The organism is Bradyrhizobium sp. 27S5 (assembly GCF_037217225.1).
Lineage (GTDB): Bacteria > Pseudomonadota > Alphaproteobacteria > Rhizobiales > Xanthobacteraceae > Bradyrhizobium > Bradyrhizobium septentrionale.
Genome location: NZ_CP147714.1, coordinates 4,426,914 through 4,441,687, shown reverse-complemented (window position 1 = coordinate 4,441,687; position 14,774 = coordinate 4,426,914). Strand labels below are relative to the sequence as shown.

Here is a 14,774-nt window from a genome sequence, read left to right as displayed (position 1 = left end):
TCGGAACCGCGCGATCTGCTCGAATCCGCGGCTCGTTGCCTAGCAAATCACCTTGCGAAGGTTGCTCCACCACGCTGTCATGCGGACGGGTCCTTGGAGCGACACCGGGATTATATCCCGCCTCGCACCATCTTTCCCAACCCCCGTCGGTCCCAGACCCGGCGGGGGTATCTACGGGCCGTTTGATCGCCAAATCCTAGCGGCTTCACCCGATGCTCGATTGGCGCGATCATTGGTGCATGCTCTTGTCGCTCTGCGCCTCGACCCGGCAATCCGCGACGCCTTCGCCGTAGCGTGAGCCCGCGGCGACTTTAAGTGAATGAAGGAGGCTTGGCAGGATCGGTGCATTCACCGGACTATCTAATTTCCCCGAGCGGGATTTCGTTCCTGTCCTGAGGGGTGCTAGCTCTGCTTTTTACGGCTGATCTCAAAAGAAAAGCGGACCAGCATCACGGGACCATCGTCGTCGCGGACCTCGATCTCCATTTGCTCCACGCCATCAAGTGCGGTGATCGCGGCATCCCTTGCCATGACACCCAAAGCTAGTGCGGCTTCATTCTGCGCCGCTTGAAGATCCCGTAGGGTCAGGCCTTCCTCATCAACGGTAGTGCCGTTCCTGTCTTTTAGATCGAAGTAATATTGAGGCATTGGCCGCGTCCATGGTCGTTTCCGAATAGGGTCAAAGCGACGGCCCCCGAGTGCGTTCCTAGTGGCTTCGCTCGTTCTCTGGCCGCGTCGTCGTCGGCACAAATCAGATCGAGGCGGGTGACGATCGGCGCCAAATACCAAGAGACGGCGTGGGCAAGCCCATGTAACCTGAAAGGCAGTCATTTGCGACGGGAGGCAACATGGCCGGGGAACCATCTGAAGATACGTCAAGCCTAACTGCTTCATCGTCGCGAGTTCCGGCCGGCTCGGTGGTGAATCTAACCGTGACCTTGGAGGATGCATTCGGCTTCCCCGTAGCCGGCGCAACTGTCTCTCTTTCCGTTTCCCCGACTGGCCATGCCACGCTTACTTCGTCTGTTGTCACCGACCAAAATGGCATGGCGGTCGTAAGCCTCTCGGACAGCGTCAACGAGAGGGTAACGGTCACTGCAAGCGTAGCCAGTTTTTTTCTGACCACTGATGTCAGGTTCGTTGCCCCATTTTACGGTGACAGCACCAACGACAGCGTCGCACCGATAGCCGAATACGAGACACTTTACGGCGGCCAGGGCAACGACACGCTAGGAAGCAGTATGCCTGGTTCCGATTACTGGGACGGTGGTCAGGGCAACGATTATCTGTACGCAACTTCGACCAGCACGGCCTTCGGCAATTTTTACGGCGGCGACGGCAACGATCTCATCCAGGGTGGCAACAGCGCCGCTACGCAATACGAGTATGGCGGTAGCGGCGACGACTGGGTTCAAGATGACACGTCCGGGTTGACCACGCAGGCGCATGTCATCGACGGCAGTGCCGGCCGCGATGCCCTGTATGGATCGAATGGCACCGACACGATCTTCGGCGGCGAAGGCAACGACAGCGGGGCCAATATCACGGGCGCCAACGGCTTCAGCGTGCCGCCGGGCCTTTACGGCAACGCCGGCAATGACGTCCTCGTTGGCGGCGGAGGCGATGACCTACTGTTCGGCGGCGACGGCAATGACATGACGTATGGAGGCAGCGGCAACGACACGTCGTATGGTGGCAACGGCAACGATACGATGATCGGAGACGATGGCGTTGATCTGCTGGAAGGTGATGCCGGCGACGATTGGATCTACATGAGTGGTGGCGACGGCAGCAACGCCTACGGTGGAGCGGGCAATGACGTCATAATCGCCACCCTGGGCCGAGTGGTCGAGAACGGCGACGACGGCAACGACGTCATGTACGGTAATTCCGGCAATGACTATTTCTACGGCGGCAATGGCGACGATACCATGTACGGCGGCGACGGCGTTGACGTTCTGCTCGGCGGTGCCGGCAATGACTATTTCGATGGCGGGACCGGCGTGAACTACTATTTCGGCGGCGGCGGCAGCAACACGTTCGTCTCCAACGACGTGCCGGGCGTCGAGGTGGTTCAGGACTGGACGGCCACGGATGTCGTGCAGTTCAATGGCACCGGCTTCAGCTCGTTCGCTGACGTGCTGTCGCACTCCTACCAGAACGGTGCCTACTTCGTCGTCCAGGTCGACAGCGACACCGCGGTCTGGCTCAATAGCGCTGCCGCGAGCACAGTCACAGCAGCGAACTTTTCGATCGTGAGTTAGGTGCGGCTGCGCCGGCGGACTAGCTAGAACGCTAGCTAACGGCGGCGCGCTTTCGCCAACCCACGCGCGCGCGCGGCAATATCGCTGACGGAAGGCTCTCGCTTCTTTTGCGGAGCACATTCTGATCCGCAACGAGCCCCCTCTTTCGGCAATCGAACAACAATTGATTGCTCTGAGTGCTGGTGGTCAGCCTCAATAATGGCCTCAGGCCGTACTGTACTCATGAGGTTTGGCTTTCAGCTATAACGATTCATAGGAGGCGGCGGGTTCTTGCAGTGATCAAGGATCGCCAGCGCGATTGCAACCGCCTCGCCAGGCAGGATGGCAAGGTGTAGACGCGCCGGTCTTTCCGATCCGATGGCCGAAGTCAGTAGCGATGTTGGATCGGAGTTATCTAGCTCGAAGGTAAGGACCGTCGGTTTCGGATTGGCTGGGCTATCTGCCATAAGCCCGACCGTCCACGGTCCCGTCAAAATAGCGTTAGCGCGTTGGACCATTTCCGTTTTCGCCTTTTCTCGCTATCGACGGGCCTCGGTTAGCCGCAGATCACCGCGCTGAAGGACCCGCCGCCACCACTGTCAAACGCACCAACCAATAGGCCGATACCGAACCGATCCTTCTGAGAGTTCTGTGCAGCAAATGCACCTGTGTTGCGGTTGATGGCGTAGCCGTTGCTTCCACTTTCAGAGGACTGGTGAGACGCAGCCGCGAAAGTTTTGTAATCCATCTGGATGCTTGTTGAAGTCGTCGGCTTGGCGATAGCTGCAAGAGATTGACCTGCGCTTGCAGAGTACGGCGACGAAAACAGCGCTGGATACGGCCCGGCAGTTGCCGAACCGATCGTGTTGAGGTCGATGGATTTGGTCTTCTGTGCGAACGGCGTACCGAGTGGGTCTGAATATAGAATTGCGTCAGTGTTGCCAAAGAACGCCGCGTTTAGGATCAGCCCGTAGACTTTGACAGGAACCGGCGGAATAATGAGGTTGCCGTACTCCTTTATCGTATCTGCACTGCTCCATGTCTGCGTCGTAGCGGAATTTGCAACGTAACCGCCAAAGAAATATCCGAGCGTGCCATCCGAGGCGACAATCACCACGTTCGGCACCTGGTTCGTGTTCGAATAGACCGCGCCGGTCGTCACCGTCGGCGTTACCCATTAGCGTGCTGACGCTCGGGATGAAACGCCGAAGCGGACACCCCATGACGGTAAGCGGCGTTCCGTCGAGTGCGGTAAGACTCATCTGTCAAATCCTCATTCAATTGTCAGGCTGAGCTGACGCTCTGCGCCCTGAGGCGCTTTAGTTCATCCGCGATTGCGCCGTAATCCGTTAGCGGCATTTGCCTAAGCCGCTCATCAGATCGGCGCCGATCTTCCGCGGCACGTTGTGCACGCAGCTCCCGCCTGGACCGGGAATGGCGGCCGTGCTTCAAGGCATTGCTGTTGCCCGGCTGCCCCCCCTGTTACGCTTCAGCATTCGTTTTGCGCCTGATTTCAAAATCTGCGGCCTCACGCGCGAGATTGCCGAACGCAGGCGCCTCGAAGGTATCATGGCAAAACGCGCCGACAGTCTGTACGCATCCGGCGGCCGGACCGCCGACTGGCTGAAGGTGAAGATTGGGCAGCGGCAGGAAGTCGTGATCGCGGGCTACACCGCGCCACGACGAACCCGGCCGTTCTTCGGCGCCCTCGGCACTGGCCTCAGCCATCAGACCTTGGAAGAGCTACACGGCAAGCTCACAAGGTTGAAGGTTACGAAGTCGCCCTTCCCCGACAAAGTAAAGGACGAGCACGTCACCACCTGGGTCCGGCCGTCTCTGGTCGCTGAAGTGAAGTTCGCGGAATGGACGAAGAACGGCGAGCTTCGCCAGCCCGTCTATCTAGGTCTGCGGTCCGACAAAAAGGCGAAGAACGTGGTGCGCGAACGGCCGAAGGCTCGGCGATAGCGCGCCTCCCTCGCAGAGTCGGAACCAAACGATGGATTCGACTTTTCCTATTGGAGGCCTCGGGTGACGGCAAGGACGAACAATGCTGCGAGAAGGTAAGGACGAGGGGCTAGTTGACCGCACGGCCGATGTCGCCGCCGCCATCGCAGAAGACGGCGTGAGCGACGCGACGCCGGGCTACCGGCGAAGACGGAAAGGCACCTCGTTCACTTACCACGACAAAGACGGCAAGCGCATCACCGATGCCACCGTGGTCCGCCGCATCAAATCGATCGGCATCCCTCCGGCGTACGACTTCGTCTGGATCTGTCCGTCTCCCAACGGGCACATCCAGGCGACGGGCCTCGATGCGCGCGGGCGCAAGCAGTACCGCTATCACCCGAAGTGGCGAGAGCTTCGGGAGCAAAACAAGTACGAGCATATCATGCAATTCGCGGCGGCCTTGCCGGCTTTGCGTGCACGCGTCGCTTCGGACATGAAGCTGGGCGGTCTCCCCCGCGAGAAGGTGCTTGCGACGATCGTCAGCTTGCTTGAAATCATCCGCGTCGGCAACGCCGAATACGCCGAGAAGAACAAATCGTACGGGCTCACCACGATGCGGCGTAAGCACGTGGCGATCGGCCAAGGCGTCCTGCGCTTCGACTTTACCGGCAAGTCCGGCAAACAATGGAAGCTCCAGGTCGAGGACAGGCGAATCACGGCCATCGTGAAGCGCTGCGCGGAGAGTCCAGGGCACGAACTCTTCAAGTATCTCGATGACGATGGGGCATCCCGAACGGTCGATTCCGGCGAGGTCAACGGCTACATCAAGGATATCGCGGGACAGGATTTCAGCGCCAAGGACTTTCGTACCTGGGCCGGCACCGTGCTTGCGGCCCTCGCGCTCTCGGAGTTCAAGAAGACAGCCAGGCCGAAGCCAAGCGTAACGTCGTCGCGGCCATCGAAAAGGTGGCCAAGCAACTCGGCAATACACCTGCCATCTGCCGCAAGAGCTACGTCCATCCGGAGATCCTGAGCGCCTATATGTCCGGCGACCTCATCAAGATGATCGACGCCAAGATCGCGCGGAAGTTCAAGCGACAGTACGCGAAGCTGACCTCGGACGAGATCATGGTTCTCGCCTTCCTCCACAAACGGCTTCGGGCCCTCACGTCCGAAGCCTAGTCGCGTCGCCGCGGATCAGCCGCATCGCCTAGCCTTGGCGTACCACCCAGCGTACGGGGTGTTTATCACCGCGTGCCGGTTGTAGTCAGGGGCGCCGTCGTCCCACCAGACGGGCCCGCGCTCGCCTAGGCTGCGCTTCGCCTCGTCGACCCTGCGATGGGCTTCCAACTCGACGTCGCGGTCTCCCGCGTTTTTGGCATCCTTGGCGGCGCGCCGTGCGTCCATGAGCGCCTTCACGAGACGCACCCGGGCGCGTGGCTCGATGTCCGGATTGCTCAAGCGCCAGAGCTTCCCCTTAACGACGAAATAGCGCCCGTCCGGTGTCACCGGATGCTTGATACCTGCCATACCTCAGATGAACGGCTTGCCTCCGGTGACGGCGATGGTCGTGCCTGAGGTGTAGCTCGACAAAGGGTCCGCGAGCATCACATAGGCCGTAGCGAGCTCCGCTGGTTGACCGGCGCGCTTCATTGGCACTTGCTTGCCGAAGTTCTTCACCGCGTCGTTCGGCATCGTCGACGGGATGAGCGGCGTCCAGATCGGCCCGGGCGCCACCGCGTTCACGCGGATACCCTTTTCCGCCAGCATCTGGGCCAGGCCGCCGGTGAAGTTCTGAATGGCGCCCTTCGTCGTCGCGTAGGCGAGCAGGATTGGGTTCGGCATGTCGGCGTTCACCCACGCCGTGTTGATGATGGAGCCGCCAGGCGTCATGTGAGGCACTGCGGCTTTCGCGAGGAAAAACATCGCGTGGATGTTCACTTCGAACGTGATGCGCCATTCTTCGTCGCTGATGTCCCCAATGTCGGAGAATGTCGCCTGATGCGCGGCGTTGTTTACGAGGATGTCGACGCCGCCGAGATCCCTTACGGCACGATCGACCACGGCCCGGCAATGGTCGGGCGAGCGCAGGTCGCCCTCGACCAAGACGGCTTTGCGTCCCTCCTTTTCGATGATCGCTGCGACTTCCTTGGCATCGTCGGTCTCGTCAAGGTAGGCAATAAGGATGTCGGCGCCCTCGCGGGCGAAGGCGATGGCGACCGCGCGCCCGATGCCGCTGTCGCCTCCGGTGATGATGGCGCGCTTGCCTTGAAGCCGTCCCGAGCCGTTATAGCTCGTTTCGCCGTGGTCCGGACGCGGATGCATCTTCGCGGTCGAGCCGGGCATAGGCTGACGCTGGCTTGGATATGGCGGCTTGGGATAGTCGGGCATGGGCCGCGCCTCACTTTGTTCGAACTGCCTTGGCACCGGTGCCTTTCAGAGCATCGGCGACGCGCTTCGGATCGTCGCCCTGAAGGTCGACCGACACCTTGATCGGCCCCTTTAGCTTTCCGCTCTGCTCCGGCGCCGGTGCGGCCTTCGCGTCGGCGCCGGCCAGTGTTGGCGGCGCCCGTAGGCTGCACGAAGATATCGCCCCTCGGAACCCCGCGTTCCTGGACGACGTACTCGACCGCAAGTTCCGCCGCGCGTCGGGTGTCGAATTCTGCGACGACGGTGCTTTCCATGCGGACTCCTTTCGGCATGCGGCCGCTGTCAACCGATCGGAGGTATGACGGTTCCTATTGTCCTGCTGCCTCGCGTCCAAGCGGCTGTCAGCCAAGGAACGGCGCAGGGATCCGCTCGTTGCATCAATTTTCCAGGACGTCGAGACCAGCGACCGAAAAATGACCGAAAAAGATCTCCTGCGGCTGGGCCGCCCGGGGACAATGCGATCCACCTGTGCGTCGACATGCAACGGATGTTCGCCGAGGACACCGAGTGGAAGACGCCATGGTTCGGTCGGGTGCTGCCCAACATCGTGGCTGTCACGGCAAGACATCCAGAGCGGACGATCTTCACCCGCTTCATACCGGCCCGAAGGGCCGGCCGAGGTGCGGGCATGTGGCGGCGGTACTACGAACGCTGGAGCTCGATGACAGTGGACCGCCTCGGCCCGGACATGGTGGATCTCGTCCCTGAGCTTGCGCGCTTTGTTCCCCCTGCCCGAACCTACGACAAGCAAGTCTACTCGCCGTGGACAGGATCGGACCTCCATCGTCGCCTCCGGGAGAAATCGGTCGACACCATCGTGATCACAGGCAGCGAAACGGACGTCTGCGTGCTCGCCACTGCGCTCGGCGCGATAGACTGGGGTTTCCGGCTCATCCTGGTCACCGACGCTTGTGGAGTTCCGCGGACGAGACGCATGACGCGATGATGGCGGTCTACCTGAACCGGTTCGGCGAGCAGGTCGAGTGCGTGACGACGGAAACGTTGATGGCCGCTTGACCCGCGTGATGATCGCCGCCCATTTAGGAACGGTTCTTATTCTCCCGTTGTTTGCCGAGCGGCATTTCTAAATAGGAGACACCCATGGGCTTTTTCACTAAGGACATCAAAACTCTGAACGACCTCTTCGTCCATACGCTGCGGGACATCTATTACGCCGAGCAGCAGATCGCGAAGAATCTGCCGGAAATGATCGAGAAGGCAAGCGATTCGTCCTTGAAGAACGGCTTCGAAACCCATCTCGCAGAGACGAAAAATCAGATCTCGCGTCTCGAGAAGGTCTTCAAGATGCACGGCGTCGAGGCTAAGGGCGTGAACTGCCCCGCGATCCTCTGCGCCGAGACTAGTTCGTTGCGGGAACGAACGCGATAGGATTGACGCAATTCCGGGCCGCTACCACCGAAGAGTAGTTTGGTTTGGAAGGAGCGCATCAGATCGCGCGCCGCGACGAAGCAACCGGCTCGGCGCTGCACCGGCCGGTCAGCACGGCGGCCCCTACTCGACTCTGAGCAACCACACGCAGGCTCCGATCCTGGACGGCCGGATCCATATCGAGAAGCCCGCATGAGTGCCGTCTTTGGTTGCTAGGAACCAGCAGGGTTTGCAGCTCGTTTAAATTTTTCGGGCAGCACGCGAGCGGCAACACGACAATGTACAAAGACGCGATCATAGACGAGTTGAGGCAGATCGAGCTCGATGTAGTCGGAGGTGAAAAGCGGCTCGCTCAGCTTGAGACGCTCCTGATTGAACTGAAGCGACTGAATGAAGATACGACCAAGGTTCACGCCGAGCTTGAAGTGATGCGCAAAAATCAGCTCGACCGCGAACAGAGCCGTCAACGGCTATTTTCGCTTCTAAATCCCTAGCGCTGAGGGTGCGATCAACAAAACCGACCGAAAAGAAACGACGCAAAGTGTGGGCTCGTCAGGTAATACCGCTTCGATCGGTTGGCGCAGTTCGATTACAGTCGAATTTGCCTTATTGGGCGATCTCTTCGACCGATAAGCCGCGCTCCCGCTGGCGCACTGAAGCTCATTTCTTGGCAGGCGGACCACTCTTATTTCCGGGAAGACCCTTCATACCCGAACTGTCCTGCTGAAGGACAGCCGGGTTAGAACTGCCCGTGGTCGCTGCATTCGCGGGCGGGCCGTTCTTGTTCCCCGGAGCGCCGCTGATACCTGTTCCGGAGTTTTGCGCGCTTGGTGCATTCGCCCTCGCGGACTCACTCAAGCTCTCAGGCTGTCCGGGAGGCCTTGAGGCTGATCCAGGCTTCTCTTGCTCTCCGACATAGCCAGACTCACCTGAATTTCGTGTCTTGATGCCCTTGTCCGCTTCGTTTTGCTGGCTCTGAGCGATGGCGGTTTGAGCGATCAGCGGTTCGGTTGTCACGACACCTGCCAAAGATTCTCATCGGCTTCCTCCTTGGGTTAGCCCTAAGAGGCACAACACGCGTGGCTCAATAATCCTGTCGCGGCCGGCCTCGCCAGCTGGCTTTCAATCCAATGGGAAAAGCCAGAAGGGCAACCGACGTTCCATCAGTGTCGATTTTCATATCCCATGCATACGACAGAGTCTGGCGTCCGAGCTTGAGACCTTCGGGCGACACCCTCTCCGCTTACAGGCGGCCGATATTGGGCGGGCTACAGTATGCGACGAGCGAAGGCTGGCTGCAGTAACCCGAGAGCGGGACGTTAGTGATAGGGAAAGATTTAGCTATGCGAGCTCGTGTTGGCGTTGACTAAGATTCTCGCCCGTCTGCGCTCTTCGGTGCGAGTTGGAAGGGGCAAGCCAAGGCTGCGGGCCCGGCTATAAACAGACTGAACAGGACGCCTCAGTGCGACTGCGATACGATTAGCACTCGCTCGCGCAGCGATCATAGTTTTCAGTCGTTCGACTTCTTCAGCTGTCCACTTTCGATAACGCATTTTGCTTTAATCGTCTCGGGGGCGGGTGTGTTCCTGGGCGGCTCCTGCAAGCCGGCGCGCAGCCCGCCCAACGACCGCCTCCGGCACCGACTCGGCCACAAATCCCCTCGCGACCATCCCCGCCACCAGCACGCGAACCGGAGCCCGCCCGATCGTTTGCGGCGGTGTCAGCAGCGCACCCGCTCCGAGATCGCCTTAGGAACGATCTCCGACAGCCCCTGTTTTCTAGTCTGTTCTATTAAAAACAGGAAGGAAACGACCAAATGAGAATTGCAAAAATCGCCTTGGCCACCGCATTCATGTTCGGCTCAATTGCTGCGGCCTCCGCACAAGGCGGCGGCGGTGGCGCTGGCGGCGGTGCCGGCGGCGGAGACTCTCCGGCTGCGACCACCGGTCAGGGCGCGTCTAGCAGTCCGAGCGCGGTAAATCCGGGCGCGACGCAGAATGACCCGAAGATGAGGGAAGGTACGACGGGCAAGAGCGGCACGATGTCCAAGGACGGCACGATGTCCAAGGACCACATCAAGAAGTAGATCTAAAACGACTGACGTTGAAAACCCGGCCCCAGCAGAGATCCTCCCGCTGGGGCCTTTCCCTTTCCGAGGTTCGCAAGCAGGATAGCACGAGGGATCCCCTGCGAGCCCTATCGTAGCTCTGTTGCATCGCCTTTGCTCATGCACTGCACTCCAGTGCAAACCGGCCACCAAACATAGGCGAGTTCCATTAGGCAGGAAGTGCGGAGCCTCGTCTTGTTGGAGTTAGATGCAGGGCGGCGCAGAAACGGGCCGTTGGCCGTCCATGATGCGCCGCAGCGGAGCCGCGCCCACGGCAAGTGCAGGAACACATTTCATAGATTTGCATTGCTCTTTATGTTTTCGATTTTTAGCGAGGCAGATTGTGCTTTTGCTTTTCAGAATGATGGCGATTGCAACAGTCCCGGCGTGGATTGCGATTCATGCGGGCCCTGCTGTCGCGCAGTCCTTCGACGACAGGTGGTCCATAATTCCGAAGGCTCACGCAGAGCCCCCTCCTGCGGAGCCTGACCGGACAAAGAAGGATGAGCCACAAGCGCAACCCCCTATCGGACAAGAGCCGGCACCTGATACGACAACGCGCTCGGGGGCTCGATCCCTCAATCAAGTTTTTTCCGGAAAAGCCTCATTCTACTCATACAGTAAAGGAAAAACAGCCAGCGGATCACCTTTCCAACGAGATTCGCTTACAGCGGCCCATCGCAGCCTGCCGTTCGGCACGAGAGTTCGCGTTACTGATCTTGCTAGCAACAAGTCTGTTGTGGTTCGTATCACTGACCGCGGGCCCTGGGTGCGCAGTCGCGTCCTGGACCTTTCACTTGGCGCCGCGCGCAGTTTGGGCATCACGGATCGTGGCGTAGTCCAAGTTCATGCGGAAGTGCTTTAGCGCACAACGATGCCAGGCGCGCGCAAGAATGGCCAAAATTGAAAACGAGAAGATTGTCGAGACCGCCGTCGAAGCCCGCGGCGCCGAACGCGGGCCTACGGTGCGCAACGTGCTAGTCGTGAGTGTTGGCCTGGTCGTCGCGGCGTTCGTGGTACTCTATGCCGTCTTTTTTCGCGGGTGATCGGGCGGAAAGCGTTGCCTCGCTGACTAGGACACCGCCCCCACTTTCCCGTCTAGCATCAATAGCCCCGCACCGTTGCTTTTCCTTTAACCAAATATGTGTCGAACAAGTGTGCGAAAGCGTCGCTCGCCGGCGGTCGGCACCATGGGCGTGCCGTCTGCCCCCTGACGCGCGGCCCGTCGGCGATCAATCCCTTCGGAACAGCTGCCAAAGCGTCTTGCTGCCGACCAGGCCCAGTGAGAGTAGCCGGGAATTCGTACAACCCCGCCTCGCTCAGCCGCTTGAAGGAACGAAATCGCTAATTTCGAACGGATCTTTACCATCGAATTATTCGAGCAGCGTTACAGCGGTTGCTGTTCAGTCGCTATACGCAAGAAAAGGGCGACCCGCTTAGGCGGGCCGCCGGTAATTATCGCACTCCGGTGCCGTAGAGCTGGCGCTCTCTCCGGACCTCCTCCGCGCCATAAGGCTGGGCGGAGGGATCGTAACTCTTCCACCCTGCCTTTTGCCAGGCTGCGCTCCGGTCGCGCAGATTGACGGCGGACTGGTTCAGGATGGCTTCGTATCGCGCCCGGTCCGCATCCGGCACACGAGCCGAAACCAGCGTGCCGCCGCGCCTCACACCTTCGGCGTAGAGTGGAGCTTCCTCATCGGATACACCGGCCTGCGTCAACGCCCCGACGACACCGCCCGTAGCGCCGCCGGCAACGGCACCCAGCGCGGTAGACGCGAGCCATCCGGCTGCCACGACCGGACCCAGGCCGGGGATAGCCAACAAACCAAGGCCCGCGAGCAAGCCGGCTGCGCCACCGAGACCTGCGCCGATCCCCGCTCCCGTGGCCGCACCTTCGGCCTGATCGTCAACCCCATCGCGATCGCGATCGACCTTCTTGTCGGTGCTGTACCAGTTGTCGGAATTGTTCGCGACGATGCTCAAATCCGAATGCGGCACACCAGCGGCCTCCAGGCTCGTCACCGCGCGCTGCGCATCGGAATAGTTATCGTAGAGGCGTGAAATCGTAACGGTCATATTGAATTCCTCTCTATTTTCGCTGTTGCGCGCCGGGTTATTTGGCCGCGTTCACATTGCCCTGGAAATCCAGACTGACGTTGGTCGAAGCGCCGCCTTTACTGGCTTTTCCGCGCCAAACGCCGTTGTCGTCCTTCTTTAGGGATGTGACATTGGTGTAGCCCGCTCCCTCGATCTTCGATTTGGCCTGGCCCTCGGTGAAGCTATTGGCGCCTTCAACCGGCTTGTTGGAATTGTTTTGGCCGGAACGGTTGACCGCATTATTGTTGGGCCGATCGGTAGCCGGTGGATTTTGCGCAAACGACGGACCAGCCAGAAGCGAAGCAGCCGTCAGCAGCAGAAGAAACTTCTTGTTCATATCGTCCTCCCGTAGTGGCAAACGGCACAACATATGCTGGTCTGAGAAGTTCCAAGCTTTCCGGGTCGCGGGGGACCCGGATGAAGATCAACGAGACGGCAGCGGGCGCAAGGTGCGCGGGGGCATGGAAGCCTGTCGGGTTCTGAGCGCGCATAAGCGATCTCGCTGTTCGAGCGCAACGCAAGCGGCGGCGCCCTGCCTGCTCGGGATGGCGCAGGCGCTCGACAAGAATCGGTAGTACTTAGCGATCCACCCCGAAAAGGCGATGATCTTCCTCTTGGGCAAAGTCCGCGCGGCGATATGTCCCACGTTTGAAACGGACGCGTTCACTTGCGGTTATGAGTGGGTTTTCCTCTGGGCGATCTCCCCATACGTCGCCCCCATCGCATCTTGCGCCGCAGCTGCCACGCTGCGACCGAGCATATCAGCCAAGCCAGCGAGGCGGCGATGAAGGCGGTGGGGACGCTGAGCTCCACCGTCAGCGTGAACACAATCGCAAACGCAAGCATGCCGATGGCCCCGAGCGCGGCGCCCGCGGCGTCGAGTGCGGCGGCTTGCCGCCCGCGCCGCGTGCCATCGAGACCCGCTTGCCGCCTGCGACGGATTTCATGCTTCTCGATCAGGGTCGCGCTGGCACAGAAGATGGCGGGAAGCGCGAGAAAGACGCCGCCGATGGCCGCGCCGCAGTAACTGCTGATCAGGCCGGTCAAGACGGTCGCGCCGCCGCCAAGCACAAAGCGGGTCAGATATTCGTACCAGCGGCCTTCCCTGAGCGAGGACAGTGAGAAACGGACCGGTGTCATGGCTGCCCTCCGGCGACGGCCAGCAGGCCGCAGACGATCATCAGCCAAACGGCGAGCGAGAGCATCGTTGCAGGTGCGGCCCGCAACCTCGCACGAATGAGCAAGTGGCAGACGACGACGCTGTAGACGGCGAGTGCGACTGCCCCGGCGATCATGGCGCGGCTCTGCAGCCCGGCATAATCGACCCCGTGCCGATACACGGCGATGCCGAGCGTGGCGAGCGCAACTGACGGCGCCGCTCCGAACAGACCGGCGAAGGTCTTCGGGCGCAGAATATCTCCCAGCATCGCAAAGGCCGATACCACGGCTCCGCCCAGGAGAAAGCGGACGACGTATTCGCTCATCGCGCCTTGCTCCGCCGCGTTTCCTCAGCCGGATAGCCGGTCCATAATCGCAGCAGCCGTTCGAGACCTGCACCCAGCGCGAATCCCGCAACCACGTCGCTCGCCCAGTGTGCGAGAACCACTATGCGCGTCAGCGAAAGGCCGACCGCGATGGCCTGGACCGCGCGGCGCGCGCCGGCAGGCAGCGTCGCAGCCGCTGATGCCAGCGCGCCCATATGCAGCGCGTGGCCGGAGGGAAACGCGTCGTCACGCTTGCCCGACATCGAGACGCCGTGGACATGACCGACCACGGTCAGGCGGTCCGGGCGGGTCTGGTTGAACAGCATTTTCAGACCGTGCGGAAGCAGCGAGGCTGCGACCGTCACCAGCAGCGCATGATTGCCGGCGCGCTCCAGCGAGGCGCCGCGCCCGCGCGAGGCAAGCCAGCTGGCGGCGGCGAGCACAAGCAGAACCTTTTCGTCAGCGGCCCATGTCAGTCCACGGCCGGTTTTTTCGAGAGCGGGCACAGTATTTTTGGCTATTGAGCGTGCAATCCGGATGTCCGCGGCGGTCGGGCGGATCGTCATCGGGAAGGTAGCGGACATGTCGACTATCGGTTTGCGGCGATTTTTCATCGGGACACCTCGGCCTTGGAGACCGCAGCCATTTGCCCACCCGCTACCGTCTCGGCGGGCTCAACGCGCCTGGTGTTCACCAATCGGCCCGCAGGGAATATCGATGCTTTAATCTGCTTGTCGTTTTTTTAACGGCGTGTTCAATGCGCTCAAGATCGGCACCGTCCCGCGCCGTGACTTTAAGAGTCCAATCCTCGCTTGAGCCCTCCACCTGAACGTAAGTGACGTACTCACCTCCCGGAAAGCTGCGTATGTCCCGAAGAGCGACCATCTCCAGATCGTTCGGACAGATCATTATTTTGAACACCGACGTGCTCCTGATGAATGAGCATCCGCTCCTCAGCAGTTAAGCAGCCTGTTTAGGTAGTTGAGCAGTCTGCTGCTCCGAGCCACCACTCAGGGCTACAAGACCCTCTGCTCCTGTTCGATTCTGTCTTGAAAGCGCCGGCGCTCTTCATTGCTA

General features: G+C 60.5%; 17 protein-coding genes and 3 pseudogenes. 9 read left to right on the top strand and 11 right to left on the bottom strand.

What is annotated here, in order from left to right:
* Positions 1 to 402: 402 nt before the first annotated feature.
* The gene (locus WDM24_RS20595) at positions 403 to 648 is read right to left on the bottom strand and encodes a DUF6894 family protein (protein ID WP_338832262.1); all 246 of its coding nucleotides are present in this window, start codon (positions 646 to 648) and stop codon (positions 403 to 405) included.
* A gap of 200 nt (positions 649 to 848) precedes the next feature.
* Here WDM24_RS20595 and WDM24_RS20590 point away from each other — a divergent pair, with 200 nt between their 5' ends.
* Positions 849 to 2,264 (top strand): Ig-like domain-containing protein, encoded by a 1,416-nt coding sequence (locus WDM24_RS20590; protein WP_338832261.1) that lies wholly within the window; start codon positions 849 to 851, stop codon positions 2,262 to 2,264.
* A gap of 535 nt (positions 2,265 to 2,799) precedes the next feature.
* Here WDM24_RS20590 and WDM24_RS20585 read toward each other — a convergent pair.
* Positions 2,800 to 3,405: a hypothetical protein gene (locus WDM24_RS20585; RefSeq protein ID WP_338832260.1), complete on the bottom strand. Its 606-nt coding sequence runs from the start codon at positions 3,403 to 3,405 to the stop codon at positions 2,800 to 2,802.
* Between the two features lie 380 nt (positions 3,406 to 3,785).
* Here WDM24_RS20585 and WDM24_RS20580 point away from each other — a divergent pair.
* From WDM24_RS20580 to WDM24_RS20570, 3 genes and pseudogenes are all read left to right on the top strand, one after another.
* Positions 3,786 to 4,208, top strand: a pseudogene (locus WDM24_RS20580) (DNA ligase); the annotation flags it as partial.
* Positions 4,209 to 4,365: 157 nt separating this feature from the next.
* Positions 4,366 to 5,223, top strand: a complete 858-nt coding sequence (locus WDM24_RS20575) for a hypothetical protein (protein WP_338832259.1) — start codon at positions 4,366 to 4,368, stop codon at positions 5,221 to 5,223.
* Positions 5,224 to 5,231: 8 nt separating this feature from the next.
* The gene (locus WDM24_RS20570; protein WP_338832258.1) at positions 5,232 to 5,372 is read left to right on the top strand and encodes a hypothetical protein; all 141 of its coding nucleotides are present in this window, start codon (positions 5,232 to 5,234) and stop codon (positions 5,370 to 5,372) included.
* Between the two features lie 15 nt (positions 5,373 to 5,387).
* On the opposite strand, the gene WDM24_RS20565 is transcribed toward WDM24_RS20570, so the two are convergent.
* Together WDM24_RS20565 and WDM24_RS20560 are read right to left on the bottom strand one after the other, a co-directional pair.
* Positions 5,388 to 5,720 (bottom strand): hypothetical protein, encoded by a 333-nt coding sequence (locus WDM24_RS20565; RefSeq protein WP_414645742.1) that lies wholly within the window; start codon positions 5,718 to 5,720, stop codon positions 5,388 to 5,390.
* A gap of 3 nt (positions 5,721 to 5,723) precedes the next feature.
* Positions 5,724 to 6,581: an SDR family oxidoreductase gene (locus WDM24_RS20560; protein ID WP_338832257.1), complete on the bottom strand. Its 858-nt coding sequence runs from the start codon at positions 6,579 to 6,581 to the stop codon at positions 5,724 to 5,726.
* A gap of 517 nt (positions 6,582 to 7,098) precedes the next feature.
* Here WDM24_RS20560 and WDM24_RS20555 point away from each other — a divergent pair.
* Positions 7,099 to 7,637 (top strand): annotated as a pseudogene (locus tag WDM24_RS20555) (cysteine hydrolase family protein).
* An 84-nt stretch (positions 7,638 to 7,721) separates the two neighbouring features.
* Positions 7,722 to 7,967: pseudogene (locus WDM24_RS20550) on the top strand (ferritin-like domain-containing protein); the annotation flags it as partial.
* 254 nt (positions 7,968 to 8,221) lie between these two features.
* Here the strand turns inward: WDM24_RS20550 and WDM24_RS20545 are convergent.
* Entirely contained in the window at positions 8,222 to 8,476 is a 255-nt protein-coding gene (locus tag WDM24_RS20545; RefSeq protein WP_338832256.1) for a hypothetical protein, read from the bottom strand.
* 193 nt (positions 8,477 to 8,669) lie between these two features.
* Entirely contained in the window at positions 8,670 to 8,867 is a 198-nt protein-coding gene (locus tag WDM24_RS20540) for a hypothetical protein (RefSeq protein WP_338832420.1), read from the bottom strand.
* A 958-nt stretch (positions 8,868 to 9,825) separates the two neighbouring features.
* On the opposite strand from WDM24_RS20540, the gene WDM24_RS20535 reads away from it, so the two are divergent.
* From WDM24_RS20535 to WDM24_RS20525, 3 genes are all read left to right on the top strand, one after another.
* Positions 9,826 to 10,095, top strand: a complete 270-nt coding sequence (locus tag WDM24_RS20535; RefSeq protein ID WP_338832255.1) for a hypothetical protein — start codon at positions 9,826 to 9,828, stop codon at positions 10,093 to 10,095.
* 229 nt (positions 10,096 to 10,324) lie between these two features.
* Positions 10,325 to 10,981: a septal ring lytic transglycosylase RlpA family protein gene (locus tag WDM24_RS20530; protein ID WP_338832254.1), complete on the top strand. Its 657-nt coding sequence runs from the start codon at positions 10,325 to 10,327 to the stop codon at positions 10,979 to 10,981.
* Between the two features lie 28 nt (positions 10,982 to 11,009).
* A complete protein-coding gene (locus WDM24_RS20525) occupies positions 11,010 to 11,162 on the top strand; it encodes a hypothetical protein (RefSeq protein WP_338832253.1) in 153 nt (50 codons plus the stop codon).
* Between the two features lie 409 nt (positions 11,163 to 11,571).
* On the opposite strand, the gene WDM24_RS20520 is transcribed toward WDM24_RS20525, so the two are convergent.
* The 5 genes from WDM24_RS20520 to WDM24_RS20500 form a co-directional block, all read right to left on the bottom strand.
* On the bottom strand, positions 11,572 to 12,192 hold the full coding sequence (locus WDM24_RS20520) for a general stress protein (protein WP_338832252.1): 621 nt from the start codon (positions 12,190 to 12,192) through the stop codon (positions 11,572 to 11,574).
* A gap of 37 nt (positions 12,193 to 12,229) precedes the next feature.
* Entirely contained in the window at positions 12,230 to 12,550 is a 321-nt protein-coding gene (locus WDM24_RS20515; protein WP_338832251.1) for a hypothetical protein, read from the bottom strand.
* A 326-nt stretch (positions 12,551 to 12,876) separates the two neighbouring features.
* Positions 12,877 to 13,353, bottom strand: coding sequence for a DUF3147 family protein (locus tag WDM24_RS20510; RefSeq protein ID WP_338832250.1), 477 nt, complete (start codon positions 13,351 to 13,353; stop codon positions 12,877 to 12,879).
* The gene (locus WDM24_RS20505) at positions 13,350 to 13,697 is read right to left on the bottom strand and encodes a hypothetical protein (protein WP_338832249.1); all 348 of its coding nucleotides are present in this window, start codon (positions 13,695 to 13,697) and stop codon (positions 13,350 to 13,352) included. Before WDM24_RS20505 ends, WDM24_RS20510 begins: the two co-directional genes overlap by 4 nt.
* Positions 13,694 to 14,281 carry a phosphatase PAP2 family protein gene (locus WDM24_RS20500; protein WP_338832248.1) on the bottom strand — a complete coding sequence of 196 codons (588 nt, stop codon included), beginning with the start codon at positions 14,279 to 14,281 and terminating at the stop codon, positions 13,694 to 13,696. Before WDM24_RS20500 ends, WDM24_RS20505 begins: the two co-directional genes overlap by 4 nt.
* Positions 14,282 to 14,774: the final 493 nt, after the last annotated feature.

What these genes read in the sequence shown, in the direction of transcription:
- WDM24_RS20595 (WP_338832262.1), bottom strand. Translation starts at nt 648, where the DNA reads ATGCCTCAATATTACTTCGATCTAAAAGACAGGAACGGCACTACCGTT.
- WDM24_RS20590 (WP_338832261.1), top strand. Translation starts at nt 849, where the DNA reads ATGGCCGGGGAACCATCTGAAGATACGTCAAGCCTAACTGCTTCATCG.
- WDM24_RS20570 (WP_338832258.1), top strand. Translation starts at nt 5,232, where the DNA reads ATGTCCGGCGACCTCATCAAGATGATCGACGCCAAGATCGCGCGGAAG.
- WDM24_RS20565 (WP_414645742.1), bottom strand. Translation starts at nt 5,720, where the DNA reads ATGGCAGGTATCAAGCATCCGGTGACACCGGACGGGCGCTATTTCGTC.
- WDM24_RS20560 (WP_338832257.1), bottom strand. Translation starts at nt 6,581, where the DNA reads ATGCCCGACTATCCCAAGCCGCCATATCCAAGCCAGCGTCAGCCTATG.
- WDM24_RS20535 (WP_338832255.1), top strand. Translation starts at nt 9,826, where the DNA reads ATGAGAATTGCAAAAATCGCCTTGGCCACCGCATTCATGTTCGGCTCA.
- WDM24_RS20530 (WP_338832254.1), top strand. Translation starts at nt 10,325, where the DNA reads ATGCAGGGCGGCGCAGAAACGGGCCGTTGGCCGTCCATGATGCGCCGC.
- WDM24_RS20525 (WP_338832253.1), top strand. Translation starts at nt 11,010, where the DNA reads ATGGCCAAAATTGAAAACGAGAAGATTGTCGAGACCGCCGTCGAAGCC.
- WDM24_RS20520 (WP_338832252.1), bottom strand. Translation starts at nt 12,192, where the DNA reads ATGACCGTTACGATTTCACGCCTCTACGATAACTATTCCGATGCGCAG.
- WDM24_RS20515 (WP_338832251.1), bottom strand. Translation starts at nt 12,550, where the DNA reads ATGAACAAGAAGTTTCTTCTGCTGCTGACGGCTGCTTCGCTTCTGGCT.
- WDM24_RS20510 (WP_338832250.1), bottom strand. Translation starts at nt 13,353, where the DNA reads ATGACACCGGTCCGTTTCTCACTGTCCTCGCTCAGGGAAGGCCGCTGG.
- WDM24_RS20505 (WP_338832249.1), bottom strand. Translation starts at nt 13,697, where the DNA reads ATGAGCGAATACGTCGTCCGCTTTCTCCTGGGCGGAGCCGTGGTATCG.
- WDM24_RS20500 (WP_338832248.1), bottom strand. Translation starts at nt 14,281, where the DNA reads ATGTCCGCTACCTTCCCGATGACGATCCGCCCGACCGCCGCGGACATC.